This is a genomic window from Lactobacillus iners DSM 13335, from assembly GCF_000160875.1.
Classification (GTDB): domain Bacteria; phylum Bacillota; class Bacilli; order Lactobacillales; family Lactobacillaceae; genus Lactobacillus; species Lactobacillus iners.
This window is the reverse complement of sequence record NZ_GG700809.1, coordinates 53,936-70,584: the sequence shown is the minus strand read 5'-3', so window position 1 is coordinate 70,584 and position 16,649 is coordinate 53,936. Positions and strand designations below refer to the sequence as shown.

At 31.6% G+C, this 16,649-nt stretch carries 16 protein-coding genes; 5 read left to right on the top strand and 11 right to left on the bottom strand.

The window, feature by feature from the left end:
• Positions 1-5: 5 nt before the first annotated feature.
• The 6 genes from efp to rpsL all read right to left on the bottom strand — a co-directional run bounded on the left by efp (position 6) and on the right by rpsL (position 6,999).
• Positions 6-566 carry an elongation factor P gene (efp, locus tag HMPREF0520_RS04740; RefSeq protein ID WP_006729776.1) on the bottom strand — a complete coding sequence of 187 codons (561 nt, stop codon included), beginning with the start codon at positions 564-566 and terminating at the stop codon, positions 6-8.
• 12 nt (positions 567-578) lie between these two features.
• Entirely contained in the window at positions 579-1,421 is an 843-nt protein-coding gene (gene coaA / locus HMPREF0520_RS04735; protein ID WP_010222328.1) for a type I pantothenate kinase, read from the bottom strand.
• 87 nt (positions 1,422-1,508) lie between these two features.
• Complete coding sequence (gene helD / locus HMPREF0520_RS04730) at positions 1,509-3,800, bottom strand: RNA polymerase recycling motor HelD (RefSeq protein WP_010222326.1); 2,292 nt, start codon at positions 3,798-3,800, stop codon at positions 1,509-1,511.
• A gap of 182 nt (positions 3,801-3,982) precedes the next feature.
• The gene (fusA, locus tag HMPREF0520_RS04725; protein WP_006729773.1) at positions 3,983-6,073 is read right to left on the bottom strand and encodes an elongation factor G; all 2,091 of its coding nucleotides are present in this window, start codon (positions 6,071-6,073) and stop codon (positions 3,983-3,985) included.
• A 32-nt stretch (positions 6,074-6,105) separates the two neighbouring features.
• Positions 6,106-6,576, bottom strand: coding sequence for a 30S ribosomal protein S7 (rpsG, locus tag HMPREF0520_RS04720; protein ID WP_006729772.1), 471 nt, complete (start codon positions 6,574-6,576; stop codon positions 6,106-6,108).
• A gap of 15 nt (positions 6,577-6,591) precedes the next feature.
• Entirely contained in the window at positions 6,592-6,999 is a 408-nt protein-coding gene (gene rpsL, locus HMPREF0520_RS04715; RefSeq protein ID WP_006729771.1) for a 30S ribosomal protein S12, read from the bottom strand.
• 172 nt (positions 7,000-7,171) lie between these two features.
• Between rpsL and HMPREF0520_RS04710 the strand changes: the two genes are divergently transcribed.
• Entirely contained in the window at positions 7,172-7,678 is a 507-nt protein-coding gene (locus HMPREF0520_RS04710) for a hypothetical protein (protein WP_006729770.1), read from the top strand.
• On the opposite strand, the gene HMPREF0520_RS04705 is transcribed toward HMPREF0520_RS04710, so the two are convergent.
• The 4 genes from HMPREF0520_RS04705 to HMPREF0520_RS04690 form a co-directional block, all read right to left on the bottom strand.
• Positions 7,670-8,383: a TMEM164 family acyltransferase gene (locus HMPREF0520_RS04705; protein WP_006729769.1), complete on the bottom strand. Its 714-nt coding sequence runs from the start codon at positions 8,381-8,383 to the stop codon at positions 7,670-7,672. The two genes, HMPREF0520_RS04710 and HMPREF0520_RS04705, sit on opposite strands and share 9 nt — an antisense overlap.
• Before the next feature lie 17 nt (positions 8,384-8,400).
• The gene (locus HMPREF0520_RS04700) at positions 8,401-9,582 is read right to left on the bottom strand and encodes a L,D-transpeptidase family protein (protein WP_006729768.1); all 1,182 of its coding nucleotides are present in this window, start codon (positions 9,580-9,582) and stop codon (positions 8,401-8,403) included.
• Between the two features lie 155 nt (positions 9,583-9,737).
• Positions 9,738-10,439, bottom strand: a complete 702-nt coding sequence (locus HMPREF0520_RS04695) for a C40 family peptidase (RefSeq protein ID WP_006736444.1) — start codon at positions 10,437-10,439, stop codon at positions 9,738-9,740.
• A 142-nt stretch (positions 10,440-10,581) separates the two neighbouring features.
• On the bottom strand, positions 10,582-11,139 hold the full coding sequence (locus tag HMPREF0520_RS04690; protein WP_006729766.1) for a guanylate kinase: 558 nt from the start codon (positions 11,137-11,139) through the stop codon (positions 10,582-10,584).
• Between the two features lie 92 nt (positions 11,140-11,231).
• Between HMPREF0520_RS04690 and HMPREF0520_RS04685 the strand changes: the two genes are divergently transcribed.
• The 4 genes from HMPREF0520_RS04685 (at position 11,232) to HMPREF0520_RS04670 (ending at position 15,516) form a co-directional block, all read left to right on the top strand.
• Positions 11,232-11,519, top strand: a complete 288-nt coding sequence (locus HMPREF0520_RS04685; protein ID WP_006729765.1) for a DUF2187 domain-containing protein — start codon at positions 11,232-11,234, stop codon at positions 11,517-11,519.
• Positions 11,520-12,138: 619 nt separating this feature from the next.
• Positions 12,139-12,342 carry a hypothetical protein gene (locus tag HMPREF0520_RS04680; RefSeq protein WP_006729763.1) on the top strand — a complete coding sequence of 68 codons (204 nt, stop codon included), beginning with the start codon at positions 12,139-12,141 and terminating at the stop codon, positions 12,340-12,342.
• 10 nt (positions 12,343-12,352) lie between these two features.
• Entirely contained in the window at positions 12,353-13,924 is a 1,572-nt protein-coding gene (locus tag HMPREF0520_RS04675) for an ATP-binding cassette domain-containing protein (protein ID WP_006729762.1), read from the top strand.
• Between the two features lie 20 nt (positions 13,925-13,944).
• Entirely contained in the window at positions 13,945-15,516 is a 1,572-nt protein-coding gene (locus HMPREF0520_RS04670) for an ATP-binding cassette domain-containing protein (protein ID WP_006729761.1), read from the top strand.
• 400 nt (positions 15,517-15,916) lie between these two features.
• Here HMPREF0520_RS04670 and HMPREF0520_RS04665 read toward each other — a convergent pair whose 3' ends face one another.
• Positions 15,917-16,639 (bottom strand): MIP/aquaporin family protein, encoded by a 723-nt coding sequence (locus tag HMPREF0520_RS04665; protein ID WP_258003331.1) that lies wholly within the window; start codon positions 16,637-16,639, stop codon positions 15,917-15,919.
• Between the last annotated feature and the right edge of the window lie 10 nt (positions 16,640-16,649).

Sequence of the window (16,649 nt, the reverse complement as noted above, 5' to 3'; positions counted from 1 at the left end):
ATATATTACGCTCTTGATTTATATTCACCAGTATCAGTATTGATGATCAACTCATCGCCTTCATTAATAAAATCAGGCACAGTCACAACTAATCCTGTTTCCATAGTTGCAGGCTTACCACCACTAGCAGCAGTAGCACCTTTAATACCTGGTTGAGTTTCAACTACTTTCATATTAACAGTAGTTGGAAGACCAACACCTATCAATTGACCCTCATCTGTAAATTTCAAATCAACATTAATATTTGGTAATAAATATTTACTTTCTTCTGACAAATGCTCCTTAGGAATTTCATATTGTTCATATGTTGCAGTATCCATAAAAATAAAGTTTACTTCATCATCATAAAGATATTGTGCTTTTTTTAAATCAACATGAACTAACTCAACTTTTTCACTTGGACGCATTGTTTTATGTACAACAGATCCTGACATTACATCACGTAAATCCATTTGCATAACTGTATTACCCTTACCAGGCTTGTGATGGTTACTTACTAATACTTCTATCAATTTACCATCTTGCTTAAAAATCATACCTTTTTTTAATTCTATTGCTGTTGTCATTATACATTTCTCCTAATATTTTTTTATATAAAAATCAGTCATTATATGATCTCTACATTTTTTAACAATTAAATCTGCACGTTCTTTACTTGGTAAAATATATTCATGTAGATTTTTCAAATTTACATCACGCCAAACTTGATGTGCTAATCGGTCAGCCTCTGTAGTGGGCATCTTAACCCACCTATAAAAGAAATTATCAGGACTATTAGCATTAACTACTAAAAGTTGATGAAAGCGGTCCATAAACCAAGATTCAAGTAATGATTCATCAGCATCTAAATAGATACTAAGATCAATAAAATCCGTCAAAACTTTTTGTTTACCATAAGTTTGTAATAAATTTATTCCCTCAACCAATAATATATCTGGCTGTTTAACATAAGCAATTTTATCTGGCACCAAGTCAGAAATAGTCTGAGAATATAATCTATATGGTACTTTGGGACGCCTTCGTTTAATCTCAGTCAAAAAATTAACTATAGCATCCCATTTAAACGAGCTAGGAAAACCTTTCTGAGACATTAACCCCTTATCATCCAACTCTGCGTTGGACATAATAAATCCATCCATAGAAACAAGATCTACATTATCATTGCCATATTTTTCTTGCAAGGCAAGCTTTAGCTTTTTACTCAAAGTAGACTTTCCCGATGCAACTGAACCTGTAACTGCTACTACAAAAGGTGGATTAACTATTGATTTGGTTACAAATTGCAAATTATTCTTTTGTTTATTTAAATAATTGGTATAAGATTTTTCAATCAGTAAAATCAAAAAATCTAAACTATTAGCCCCTGGTGACACGCAATGTCGCCACATCTCAGGAGTTATTTTTATATAATCCTCTTCCAATAGTTCACCTTCTTTTGAAACCAACCTAATCTAGCCTATCATATAAAATAGAAAAATAAAAGTTATTTTATCTGATAACTGATGCAATTAACTCCATTTACAGGTATCAGCTTTTATCTCCCGCAACAAATCGCTCAATTCATCTGTATAAATTAAATCTAACTTATACATAGCTCTAGATGTAATGGTATACAATAACTGCCGTTCATCCTCTTTATGATAATTAGTATTATTAACTTGCCAAGCAATTACAGCATCAAACTCTAATCCCTTAGCTAAATATGAAGGAATAACTAATACACCTGGAACTAATCTTTGATTAGCTGTAGCAATTAATGTCACCTTGATTGATTCACTTTTTAATTTAGTAGTTAAATCACGTGCCTCTTCAAGAGTCTTAGTAATAATAGCCGTGGTCAATTTTTCCTGATTATTAGCTATTAGAATGTCATTTATTTTATGTACTGCACTTGCATTATCACAATGCCAAATTGTTGGTTTAGCTCCATTACGATCAAATGCTTCTATTAATTCACCAGATTTTAAAATTTGTTTGGTAAAATCTGTAATTTGTTTCGTTGAACGATAAGACTTGGTTAATTTTATTAATTCTATTTTTTCTGATATGAATAATTGCTTGACTTTATCTAACAGGGTTAAGCTATCGTCTTTAGTAAAAATAGCTTGGTTTAAATCGCCTAACATCGTAAATTTTGCACGTGGAAAATTATATTTTAAATATGCCAATTGAAATGGTGTATAATCTTGAATTTCATCAATAAAAGCATATCTCATTTCATAATTTACTCTGCGGCCTGTTATTACATCATATAAATATAGATATGATGATATATCCGTAATTTTAATTTGCTTATGCACAAAGTTCTGTTTAACTAATTCAATATGATCGTACCATTCATTTTCCGAAATTCCATATTGCTGTAAATCTATCATTTTAGGGATAGCACGTAAAAATGCTAAATATTGAGCTCGGATATTGAAAAAACTATTAGCATTGACTTTACGCAATACCTGCTTAAGACTCTTTATAACGATTTTCTTAGATAAAAAACGCTCTTCTTCTGTACTAGATGCAAATTCTTGATCTGGTCTATCATATAATTTATTGAGCTCTTCTTTACTAATTGATTCTAAATATTTAGCAACCCAGGCTTTTTTAGCTTCAGCTGATATACTTTCATTTAACCTAGCAACTAATTTTTCACGAGTAGCTTCGATTCTATTACGCAAATTGTAATTTTCATTGAAACTATAGTAGATATCTTTAATATAATCTTTGTCAAAAAAGGGTTTTTCTTTATCCTTAAAATATATATTTTTAAAAACAACACCATGTTTGATCAAATGTTTACTATAATGATTAATTGCCTCAAAAAATTCTAAAGAATCTTTTAATTTAGCAATCTTAGGATTTTTATTTTGATCTTCAAATTGATCAAATAAAGATTCAACTTTAAAAGCTGGTACCCTTCTCGAGACAAATTGCCTATATGTCATCTGCACCATATTTTGTTCTCCCATCTCTGGCAAAACATTCTTAACATAGTCATTAAACAATTGATTAGGACTAAACATTATTACATCACTCGATACCAAATTACCACGATATCTATAAAGCAAATACGCTATTCGCTGCAAAATTGCACTCGTCTTACCTGAACCTGCTGAGCCTTGTACAAATAATAAGTCAGCAGTAGTATTTCTGATAATTTTATTTTGCTCTCGTTGAATGGTTGTAACGATAGACTTCATTTGCGTAGAAGATTTTTCGTTCAGAACGTTAATTAGCATTTGATCGCCAATCGATTCATTGGTATCAAACATATTAATTATTTGTCCATCTTTTATTGAAAATTGTCTCTTTTTAGTCATCAATACTTCTTGCTCACCATCAGGAGCATAATAAGTAACTGATCCTAATTTTCCATCATAATAGATAGATGATATTGGAGCTCGCCAATCATAAATTAAAAATTGATCATTTTTATCCGCAAACGAACCTAAGCCAATATATATAGTTTCGGGTTTCTCATTCTGTTCCTGAAAGTCAATTCTCGCAAAATAAGGTCTTTTATTTAATCGCTGTAATGTAGATAACTGCTTAGTAGCATGCTGCCACGCATTTTGTCGTTCTTCCAATAATTGTTGTTGCTGATGAATAGATAAAGCTGTTTCCATCGAAGTAGAATATCCATCGTAGTCTAACTTTAAATCATCAAAAAAGTGGGCATTTAAATTTTGTGCCTCAGATTGTGCACCACTTATTGATTTTTCAACTATTTTAATTCGATCCTGAATTAGAGATAAAACATGATCTAAATGCTCTTGTTCCTTTTGTTGCTCTGATTTTTTTGTCAAAATATTCACCCATACCATATAAAACTTTGCATACAATTTTAACACATTATATGCAATTTAAGAAATATAAAATCCACCTCAGGTAATATTTTATAAAAAAATACACGATCTCAACTTTTCGAAAGAAATCGTGTATTTTTAATAATTTTATTTAAAAAGCATTTTAGGCTTCTTAAACATCATTAGGCATTACCGCCACGGCTTTTAATAATCTCTTCTTGAATAGACTTAGGTGTTGGTGCATAGTGATCAAATACCATAGTAAATGTACCACGACCCTGAGTAGAAGAACGTAAAGTAGTAGCGTAACCAAACATTTCAGAAAGTGGAACAAAGGAGTTAATTACCTTAGCACCAGCTCTATCTTCCATACCTTCCATAGTACCACGACGAGCAGTAATTGAACCCATTACATCACCCAAGTATTCTTCAGGAGTTATAACTTGAACTTTCATAATTGGTTCCAACACAACTGCACCTGCTTTAGATGCAGCGTTCTTTAGTGCCAAGGAAGCAGCAACTTTAAATGCAGCTTCAGAGGAGTCAACTTCATGGTAACTACCATCATATAATTTTGCTTTAACATCAATTAATGGATAACCTGCTAATACACCATTCTTCATAGCTTCTTGCAAGCCGGCATCAACTGCTGGAATGTATTCACGAGGAACAACACCACCAACAATGGCATCTTCGAATTCGTAACCTTTTCCTTCTTCTTGAGGAGTAAATTCAATCCAAACATCACCATATTGACCTTTACCACCAGATTGACGAACAAATTTACCTTGTGCTGATGCAACTTTAGTAAATGTTTCACGATATGCAACTTGAGGTTCACCAATAGTAGCTTCAACACCAAATTCACGTTTCATACGCTCAACTTGAATGTCTAAGTGTAATTCACCCATACCAGCAACTAAAGTTTGACCAGTTTCAGGGTTAGTTTCAGCTTTGAATGTTGGATCTTCTTCAGTAAGTTTTTGAAGAGCTACATCCATTTTGTCACGATCAGCTTTAGATTTTGGTTCAATAGAAACTTGAATAACAGGATCTGGAATTTGTAAACTTTCCAAAATAAGTGGATGGTTAGGATCAGTTAAAGAATCACCTGTAGTAGTGTTCTTCAAACCGATAGCACCTGCAATATCACCTGAGAAAACTTCAGGAATTTCTTGACGTGTATTGGCATGCATTTGTAACAAACGACCTACACGTTCACGAGAATTTTTAGAAGCATTCAATACATAAGAACCAGATTGTAATGATCCAGTGTATACACGTATAAATGTCAAACGACCTACAAATGGGTCAGTTGCAATCTTAAATGCAAGTGCTGCAAAAGGCTTGTCATCATCTGCAAGAAGTTCAACTTCTTCACCAGTCTTTGGTTCATGAGCAACGTATGGTTTAACATCAACTGGAGATGGCAAGTAATCAATAACACCATCCAACATCATTTGAACACCTTTGTTCTTAAATGCTGATCCAGCAAAAACAGGGAAGAATTCCAAGTTTAAAGTAGCCTTACGAATAGCTGCCTTTAATTCTTCATTTGATATTTCTTCACCGCCAAGATATTTTTCCATAACGTTATCATCAACATCTGCAACGGCTTCAATCAACTCTGCACGACGCATTTCTGCTTCTTCTTTGTACTCATCAGGTACAGGAATAGTTTCCCATTTAGCACCAAGTTGATCTTCATCATAAACATCTGCAACCATTTCGATTAAGTCAATGACACCTTCAAATTGATCTTCGGCACCAATTGGCATTTGTACAGCATGAGCATTAGCATTCAAACGTTCATGTAAACTTTTAACAGAAAAGTCAAAGTTTGCACCAATTTTATCCATCTTGTTAACAAAAACAATACGTGGTACACCATAAGTTTCAGCTTGACGCCAAACATTTTCTGTCTGAGGTTCAACACCTGACTGTGCATCAAGAACAGTAACAGCACCATCAAGAACACGAAGAGAACGCTCTACTTCTATAGTGAAGTCAACGTGTCCTGGGGTATCAATAATGTTGATTCTGTGATCTTTCCATTGAGCAGTGGTAGCTGCAGATGTAATAGTAATACCACGCTCTTTTTCTTCTTCCATCCAGTCCATTTGTGAATCACCTTCGTGTGTTTCACCAATTTTGTGGATCTTACCCGTATAGTACAAAATACGTTCAGTAGTAGTTGTTTTACCAGCATCAATGTGAGCCATGATACCAATATTACGTGTTTTTTCCAAAGAGAACTCACGTTTATTAGCCATAAATTTTTTTACTCCTTTTAAAAACTAACTGATTAGAAACGATAGTGAGCAAATGCACGGTTAGCTTCTGCCATTCTATGCACATCTTCACGCTTCTTAACTGCTGAGCCAGTATTGTTTGCTGCATCCATAATTTCATTAGCAAGACGCTCATCCATATTATGTTCATTACGCAAACGAGAATAAGAAACCAACCATCTTAATCCCAAAGTTGTTCTTCTTTCAGGACGTACTTCTACAGGAACTTGATAGTTAGAACCACCTATACGACGTGCTTTAACTTCTAATACAGGCATAACATTGTTCATTGCTTCTTCAAAGACTTCTACTGGTTCTTTGCCTGTCTTTTCCTTAATGATATCAAATGCATCATAAAGGATTGATGAAGCTTTAGCCTTCTTACCATCAACCATTAAGTGATTGATCAATTTAGTAACTAATTTTGAATTGTAAATTGGATCTGCTAAAACATTTTTCTTAGCAATATTACCTTTTCTAGGCATTGATTATTCCTCCTATTAGTCTTTCTTTGCACCGTACTTGGAACGACCTTGTTTTCTTCCGTCAACACCGGCAGTATCCAATGCACCACGAATAATATGATAACGAACACCAGGAAGGTCTTTTACACGACCACCACGAATTAATACAACTGAGTGTTCTTGTAAGTTGTGACCAATACCAGGAATATAAGCAGTAACTTCAACTAAGTTAGAAAGACGCACACGAGCGTACTTACGCAAAGCTGAGTTAGGTTTCTTAGGTGTCATAGTACCTACACGAGTTGCAACACCACGCATTTGTGGTGCTGGATCATAATTCATTTCTTTTTTCATACTATTATAAGCATAATTCAAAGCTGGTGACTTTGATTTAGTCGTCTTAGAATGACGGCCTTTTCTAACCAATTGGTTAATTGTTGGCATTAATTTTTCCTCCTAATTGTTCACACATCCGGGAGTTTCTTTTTTAACCCCCAAACATAATATATGCACAATTAATAGAATAATGCATGTGAGACTAATATGTCAACACTTTTTTATATATTTATACTAATTTTGCGTAATAAATTATGCATTATAGATAACGAGGTAATTTATGAAAAATAACTACAAAAATAATATTTTAATTCTGATTCTGCTATTAGGACAATTAAGTATAATTTGGCTGTCACTACCTTATATTTTATGTTCCAAGATAATATTAATCCTCTCTACGGGATTTTTTTCATACGCTATTATCAGTGATTTCTTTAACCAAGAATTTTATTTATTATTAGCTATCATCCCTATAATCAGCTTAATCATAGAATGGAAAAATAGTTTTGGTGCTTTCACTGCAGGGGAATGGAAAATTTTCCTCATCTTGTTTTTCGTATTTTTTATCTTAATTTTGAGTAAAAAAATAGGCAGTGGCGATTTATTTTACTTCATTATTTTTTGCGGAATATATGGAGTAGGTATATCACTACATATCCTTTTAATCGCATGTTGCACTGCCTTAATATATATAATATTTCACAATAAAAATAATAGATCATTACCTTTCTTGCCCTTTTTATTCTTAGGGCAATGGCTTACACTGATTACATTATTATTATTGTAAGTAATCTGTATCATCTTTTATCGTAGCTTTTTTAGCTAGATTTCTTTTACAAGCTATTTCATATTCTTTTTGTAGAAAAGATATACTACAAATCAATAAAAATGTCATTATTATAAAAATTATGACACCATTAGGCGTAAACCATAACTTAAATGGCAATTGCATCAAGTAGCAATAATTTGCTTTAAGTAACAAATCTACTGCTAATACTAAAGTGTTCATTGCCAATGTGATGCTCATAATATCAATACTTCTTAGCCCAGTTTCGACATTTTCAATTACCATAATACTTGCACACATTAATAATATATGTGAACCAATATATGTAACATTAGTAATATGTGGCCAAACATACCTAGAAGGATCAGGTATTGTAAACGCAAGAGTAGTTCCTATTATGCCTAACCATGAAAAATAAAAGGCTATCTTTTTTTGATTCATGTAGTACATTAAAGGAATCATAATTTCAGCAATTCTACAATGAAATAAAGGCAATCCTTCATGTAAAAAGGTACTAGGCTCACCGTAATACCAATATATCAACAATAATTGTAAGCAAAGCATAGAACCAAACACAAAATTTAGCAAAAGCTTACTATAACGAAATTTATGAACCAATAAAACCGATATAAATAATGCTATCCAAACAGAAGCCATGTTAAAATTCGTTGTTCCATCAGGTACATGTCTAAAAAAATATTCCACCAACACTATCCTACTCTCTAATAAATAACTACAGGTTCATCCTTTTCAACTACATTCCAAACAGCTTTTATCAAGCTAGGTTTGATATTAACACATCCATGTGAACCATTTTTTATATAAGCAGTTTTACTCCAATCGGTTCGCCAAGCAGCATCGTGCAGTCCACATCCACTCAAAGTAAATGGCATCCAATATCTAACACGAGATGCATATGGTGTTCCATCACTATTTTTACCACGCAATACACTAGGTGACTGCTTATAATGAATATACCAAACGCCTTTTGGAGTCGCATCTAACTTATTTGCAGCAGTTCCTGTGACAATATTGTTAATTTTAAGAACTAACTTGCCATGCTTATAAAACCATGCTTCTTGATTAGGGATAGATACAGCAATATATGTGTTGCCTAACCCATTATTACCTTTACCATATCCTTTACCATATGAGCTATATCCAATACCATAAACAAAATTGTGACCTTTTAATACAGAATGTTTATTAATATATGCAGATTTAATAGCTTCAATTAACTGTTTAGAATTAATGGCCCATCCATAACTCTCATTTCTTACCAAAATCATACCATGTTCAGGAGTTTCAAAATGATACTTTTTATGCAAAGTGCTATACTCTTGATTAAGTCTTTCTATCCTAGCCTTCAGTAAACTATCATCTAAAAAATGAAATGCCTTATTATAGCATTCAACTTTTGGATAATATTTTTTTCTTGAGAAAATGTATTTTTTACCCAAAATTTCAAATACTACTTTGGCATCAGCTATATTTTTGGCTTTACCTTTTAAATCCAATAATTCTTTATTACGAAAAATATATTTTTGATAATTAGGCAATCTTGTCTTTTGTTCGTTAAAATAATCTTCAACTTTTTTTCGAGTAATAGTTTCGAAATCTTTTCTAATTAACTTTATATCTCTTCCGTCAATCATTAATGCATTAACAGCTTTTTTATTAACTTTTCTATATGCTTGATCAATTGTTAATTTGCTAACATCTACGCCATATATTTTTACACATGGATTAAAATGAGTTTTATTATATATAACTGTTTGATTGATTTGCTTAATTCGATTATGTTTTCTTTTATTATTTGCAATTAATAAAAAAATAACCAATAAAAAAGAAAGAAGTAGCAAAATAATCAGACTAAATTTATAGCTACGTGCTTTTTTACGCATATAATTACTTCCTCTGCCTTACTCTATTAAGTTATTATATCACGTAGTTCAGCTAAATTATTATATATAAAAAATTAGTAGTCATAAATTGAAGCACTAAGAAAACAAAAAAAGCATCAACAACTTGATACCTTTTAAATATATGCAATTAAGAATTAAAGTACACGAACACCGTATGAAGGGTAGTAATAACTAGAAATATTAGCTACAGTAACACTTTGTCCAGGTTGTGGTGAGTGAATATATTGTCCATTGCCGATGTAAATACCAACATGATAATTACCCCAAAATACTAAGTCACCTGGTTGTAATTGACTAACGCTAACTCGTGTACCAGCATTCAATTGATTATAAGTAGTTCTACCAATATAACGACCTGTAACTTGCTTATAAACGTATGAAGTTAAGCCTGAGCAATCAAATGCACTAGGACCTGCAGCACCATATACGTAAGGCTTGCCTTGTTGTTTAAGAGCAAAATTAATTATAGCTTGTGCACTAGCTTTTACACTAGTGTTAGCTGATGCAGATTGAGAAACAGGTGTAGAATCAGAAACAGTATATGAAGCTAATACCCAATGATTGTGGCCTAAATCGTACCATAATCTACCTTGTTTATCATAAGAAGTCTTAACAACTACCCATCTACTTCCATGAGGTAAATACTGACCAGTAGTATGTCCGCCATTTATATTATTCCAGACAGCTATGCCATAACCAGGTACATAATTAACCTTAGCTATAACACCAGCAGCTTTTGCTTTAACTGGTTTTAAAGAATTAGATACTACAACACCAGTCACAGCAATAGTTGTAGCCAAAGTGAATTTAAATAATCTAGACATAAGTGGTTTCAAATCAGGTTCCTCCTGCGACTCTCTGTCGCTTTAAAATCTTAATTTATTACAATGACTATTGTATCTGATTAGTATTACATCCATGTTACAGAATTAAAGCACATTGATTACAAAATTATGTAATAAATATTTCAAAAAACCACTAATGTTGTATCTGATCAATCAACTTTGCTATAGTTCCTTTAGTATCTTGCCAATTATCATTGACTACAATATGAGCATACTTTTTTAAAACGCCATGCAATTGCAAATCACGTTTAAATTCTGAACTATTAATCCTTTTATTTATTTCAATAGGAGCATCCCCTCGCCCAATCAAACGTTGCATTAATTTAGAATGATCACTAATTGTAATATAAATAAAACAAATATTATCAATCGGTAGCTTATGAAAATACGAATTGACACCCTGGGTTTCAAGTATGATAGAAACTAAATCATGTTGACTCCAAGCTTTTTGTAGAGACTCCTGACTTGAGCCATATTGATAATGGCCATATTCTACTTTTTCAAATAGATGAAGTTTACTAAAACTACTATCGGTCTCAAAATAATACTCTTTGCCATTTTGTTCGCCTGCCCTCGGCGGTCTCGTAGTATGTGTTAAAACTCGTGGTATATTGTATTTTTCCTGCAAATAATTAGATATAGTGGTCTTACCAGCACCACTAGGGCCAGCAATGATAATGATTTTTTTCAAAATATACTCCTATTGCTTGAAATTGCTTGATTTTTATAATATTATTTCACTATTGTATACGATATCATACTAATAAGGAAAGAGTGTTTTTCATGAAAAAAAGCGATATCAAAATAGATTCTATCGTAGGTGCAAAATCTGATGAAGAAATATCCAAGCCATTTGAAGGTAAAGTAGAAAAAATATACGAAAACTCAGTATTATTATCTATTACATCCTATGAACCAGAAGATGAAACAAATGTTAGTGATCTTAATGGAAAAATAGTAGTTAGTTTTAAAAATCTTAAGAAATTAGCTAAAAAACCATCAAAACAAGCTGAAACACCTACTAACGAAATCAAAATATCCAAAATTGAAGCAAAAGATGATCAACAATAAAATAATTCGCTTGTAGCTAATAAAAAAAGCAACATTTTAAAATTGATGTGACCCCAAAAAGTTAGACTTTTTAGCGTAGCAGTTTATATGACTGCTACGTTATTTTTATGCAGCCACTCACTTTAACTAAGCAACAACGTCAAGAAATTAAAAAGCAACTCGGAAGTTTAAATAAACTTGAAATTAAAGGACTAGATTTACATTTTGGTGGTCATAATAGAGATCATTTACAACTTGCTTATAAACTTCAAATACTTTTTTCATCGTAACAACTGTCATTAGTAATTCCAGTTACTCCATAGTAATTTAAACGTTGCATTGGGTGAATGGAAGTTACCAAAGGTTATAATTTTAGTCATTTTGCACCTCACAGTAGTTTCAATTTCTTACAAAAATTATTATGAACTAAGAAACTTTCTTTGGTAATATTCTATAGTGCTAGCACTACTTAATTAAAATCATTTTTAGCAAATAACAAGTATTAAATGAAGAAGAATAATATAAAAAATTAAAAAATGCGTTGACTAATTAATAAAAAGGCAATATTATTACCTTAATTTCCAAATGAACTACATCCATTTAGAAAGAAATATCTTTTTATTGGAAGGAAGTATTTTTTATGGAAAAGGCTAATGAAAAGAAACAATATTTATTAGCAAATCATTCTGATGATCCTTTTGCTAGACAAATTGAAATGTTAGATTCTTTTAATAGATCTGGTGTATCAACTTCAAAATTGCAAGCTGATTTAAAAAGACAGATATATATTTATCCGTCCCCCTTAGAAAAAGCCGATATTATTAAAAATAATTATAGGATCTAGGTGATTAAAGATGAGTTTTCAAAAATTAATTAAAACTAATTTACTCTTATTCTTTGTAATAATTGTTTTAGAGCTATTATTTGCAGCAGGATCTGCAACAAGCTCATATATTATACAATTTGCCTATAATCAATTAGTTAAAAATATTCTCATAGGTTTTTTGATAATTATTGCCAGTAGTGTTTTCCTTTCATTCGTTTCTTACATTTTCAGCTCGTTAGCTACCTATCTTTTTAGTAAACAAACTCAAAAATATATTCACAGTATTAGACATAAATTAATAAGCAAATACTTTCATGACAAGGCACTTAAAGTGGCTGAAATGGAAAATGAATTAAATGGTAATTTACAAGTGCTTACTAAAAATTATGCCGATAAGTCTTTAAGTATTATTCAATCAAGTTTCTTGTTGGTTACGTCTATTGGCAGCCTTCTTCTAATGAATTGGATGCTTACATTATTGGCATTAATTCTATCAGTTATTACACTTTACATTCCTCGTTTTACAAGACAAAGAGCCTCTAATGCAACGCAAAAAGTGGTTAATAGAAATAGTAAATATTTGTTAGCTATTGAAGAATGGTTTAATGGCTTAGAAGAATTAAGAAAGTATACTGCTTTTAATAAACTAAACTTAGTCATGCAAGAAGTTAGTAAAAATCTAGAAACAAGCTTCGTAAAAAGAAAAAAAGTAATTTCTATTGCAGATTTTCTTAACGGATGTGCCAATTCTTTCTCTCAAATTGCGATTACTCTGTTAGCAGCAATCTTATTTTTTAATCATCAAGTAACCTTCGGAGTAATAATAGCAGCCGGTAACTTTTCCTCTATGATTTTAAATTGTTTGTTGCCAATTACTACATCGTTAACACGAATTCAATCAGTTCAAGAGCTTAACAAACAAATTGTTGAGTCCCAAAAGGTAATCCCCTCTCATAAAGAAATTAATACTGATGAAATATACTCAATTAGTACACATGATTTAAGCATTTCATTTAAAAATGGAGAAACAATACACTTCCCAGATATTCGTATTAAAAAAGGCGAAAAAGTGTTGCTTAGTGGAGATAGTGGTACTGGTAAGTCTACGCTATTTAAATTAATTCTTAATAAAATGTACCCAACTACGGGACAAGTTATTTTTGAAGATAAATATGGTAAAAAAATTAGTCCAGATTATGCTCAAATTGGTTATATTCCTCAGGATGGTAAGCTTTTTCCTACTTCTATTATCAACAATATTATTATGTTCAATAATAAGTTGAAACAGCAGGTAAAAAATTCTATTGAAAACAATGATTTAAGTAAAGATATAGCTAGTATGCCAAACGGATTTGAAACAAAAATTGATTTAGACACGATTAATTTTTCTGGAGGGCAAAAACAGAAAATTATTTTAGCTCGTAATGAGATACATAATTTTTCTATTATTTTAGCTGATGAGGCAACTAGTGCAATAGATTCAAGAAGTAGCTATCGTATTCTAAAAAACTTAGTATCATCGAATAAGACAGTTATTGTAATAGCTCATAATTTAACTCAAGATATGGAAAAACTATTTAGTAGAAAGATTAGCTTGTAAATAATAAGAGGTGATTATAAGTGTCTTTTAAAGATATATATGCTGTTAATAGAATAAGAATGATATCGCTATTAGTTCTAGAATTCTTAACTTCTGGTTTAATAATTGGGGTCAGCTATATTAATACATATCAAATAACGGCCATTAAAAACAGAAAATGGCAACAATTTATTTTTCTGATTACTCTATCTTTAATTTTATTTATTATAAGTTATGCTAGTCTTAATATTTGTCAGTATTGGATTGAAAAACAAATTCAGCAATATAATCATAAAATAAGATTTAAAATAGTAAACCATTATTTTTATGATAATAAAGCACATAATGCTGCCGAAGTTCAGAATCGCTTAACTAACGATCTGAACTTAATAAAAGATTCAAAGCTAGCAGTATATACAGATATTCCATACTATTTAGCTCAAATTATTTTTGCCTCGATTGGGCTGTTGCTGTTTCATTGGAGTCTATTAATTGTCGTTTTGATATTGGGAACGCTCAGCTTTTATTTGCCTAAATTTCTTCGTCCCGCTATGCAAGCAGCTGCTCTAAAGCTATCTCAAGCAAATAAGCAGTATTTAGATACAGCTGAAAAATGGTTAGATGGTCTGTCGGTACTTCAAAGGTTTTCAGTGGGTGCACAGCTTTCTAGGATTATGGATAATGCATCTGATACATTAGAAAGTGCAAATATAGCAAGAACAAGTACTATGCAAGGTTTAGCTGTATTGAATAAGGCTACTTCAGCACTGCTGCAATTTGCTTTATTAGCAGTTACGGCCGTATTAGTTACAAACCATACTGTTGTATTTGGTGTAATAGTAACTGTTGAAAGCTTTAGCTCCTATATCAATATGTCAGTTAAAATGCTTGCAACTGAATTAGGACAGATTCATTCAGTAGATAGTTTAAGCAATGAGGTTAATGCGGATACAGCTGTAGTTGAGCATATAGGTACTTTACAGTCTCCAGCTAGCTTGACTACAAAAAACGTGTCAGTAAAATTTTCTAATGGGAAAATAATAAAGTTTCCCAATTTGAATATAAAATCTGGTGAAAAAGTTTTATTAACTGGTGACTCAGGAACTGGAAAAACCACTCTATTTAAAGTACTTCTTGGTAAAATTAAACTTCATACTGGTACGATCAATTTTAAAAATAAATATGGTGCTGATATTAAAATTAATAAGGTTAAGATAAGATATATCCCACAAGATCCAATATTATTTCCTGATAGTATCGAAAATAATATTACAATGTTCAATTCGAAATTGAAAAATAAAGTATTAGATTATGTTAAAGACGTTTCTTTTGAATCTGATATTAGAAAAATGCCATTAGGCCTAAAGACAAAATTAAATTTGCAAAAATTAAATATTTCTGGAGGTCAGCGACAAAAAATAGTATTAGCTCGGGCTTGCATTCACGATGACGATTTTATTTTAATTGATGAAGGCACTAGTGCTATAGATAAAAAAGCAACGCTCGATATTTTAAAGAAGTTATTAAATAGTCCATATACTGTGATCTTTATAGCTCATAATTTTAATGATGAAATGTACAGTCTCTTTGATAGAGAAATACATTTAGTTTAGATCTATTCTGTAGTACTGAAATTCTATAGTATAAACACTAATTAGTGCTAGCACTACAAAATTAAAATAAAATTTCAAAAAAATCTATGCAAGTAAAAAAATCCATGCTATAACCTTTCTTACATCAAGAAAGACATTGACGAATTCAGCAACGCTTTTCAAGGCATTTATCGATATGTTTAATAATAGTTAAGTGAAGGTATTTCATAAGAACCACAATTTTCTATGAAAGACCAATGATATGACGAAAGTGAGCAGAAAGACAAAAACTCTGCTCACTTTTCTTTTAAAAAGAAAAAGAACCGAATCAAAATTATTCGGTTCATCAAGCTCTATTTTCGTCAATATCTTAACTTAATGACATTGCATTTTAAAATGTTGCTTTTTTTATTAGATAAAATTATAAAATATAGTTTTGCAAGCTATAGTTCAAGAGAGCTGCTAAAATACCACCTAAAAGGGGACCACACATAGGAACCCATGCATAACTCCAATTAGCTGTAGATTTATATGGAACTGGGAAAATTGTATAAACTAATCTTGGTGACCAATCACGAGCTGGATTCATAGCCAATCCAGTAGTAGGACCTAAGGCTAATCCAATAACAATAACTAAAAATCCTGCAATAAATGGTTTTAATCCTTCTCCGAAATTACCCAAATGAATTAATACAAATACAAAAATAAAAGTATCAATTGTTTCATCTATGAAATTAAAGATTGGACTATTAGTAGCTGGACCTGTAGCAAAAATACCTACATGATTACCCTCAGCCTCATTTTTGGTTTCTTTAAAGTGGGCATAGTAATGTATGTATGGAATCAATCCGCCAAAAAAAGCACCTATAAATTGAGCTACAATATACGTAAAAACTTTGTCCCATGGGAAATAACCACCAACCGCCATACCAAGAGTAACAGCAGGGTTCAAATGGGCTTTAGAGCCGAAATTAGCAGCAACATAAACTCCAAATGTGACAGCTAAACCCCACGCAAAAATAATATAAAACCAATTAGCATTCTTAGCATAACTTTTCTTTAAATTAACAGCTGCTCCAGTACCAACACCTAAAGCCACCATGACCATAGTACCGAAGAACTCACCTAATAATTCTGACATAATATTTACCTCT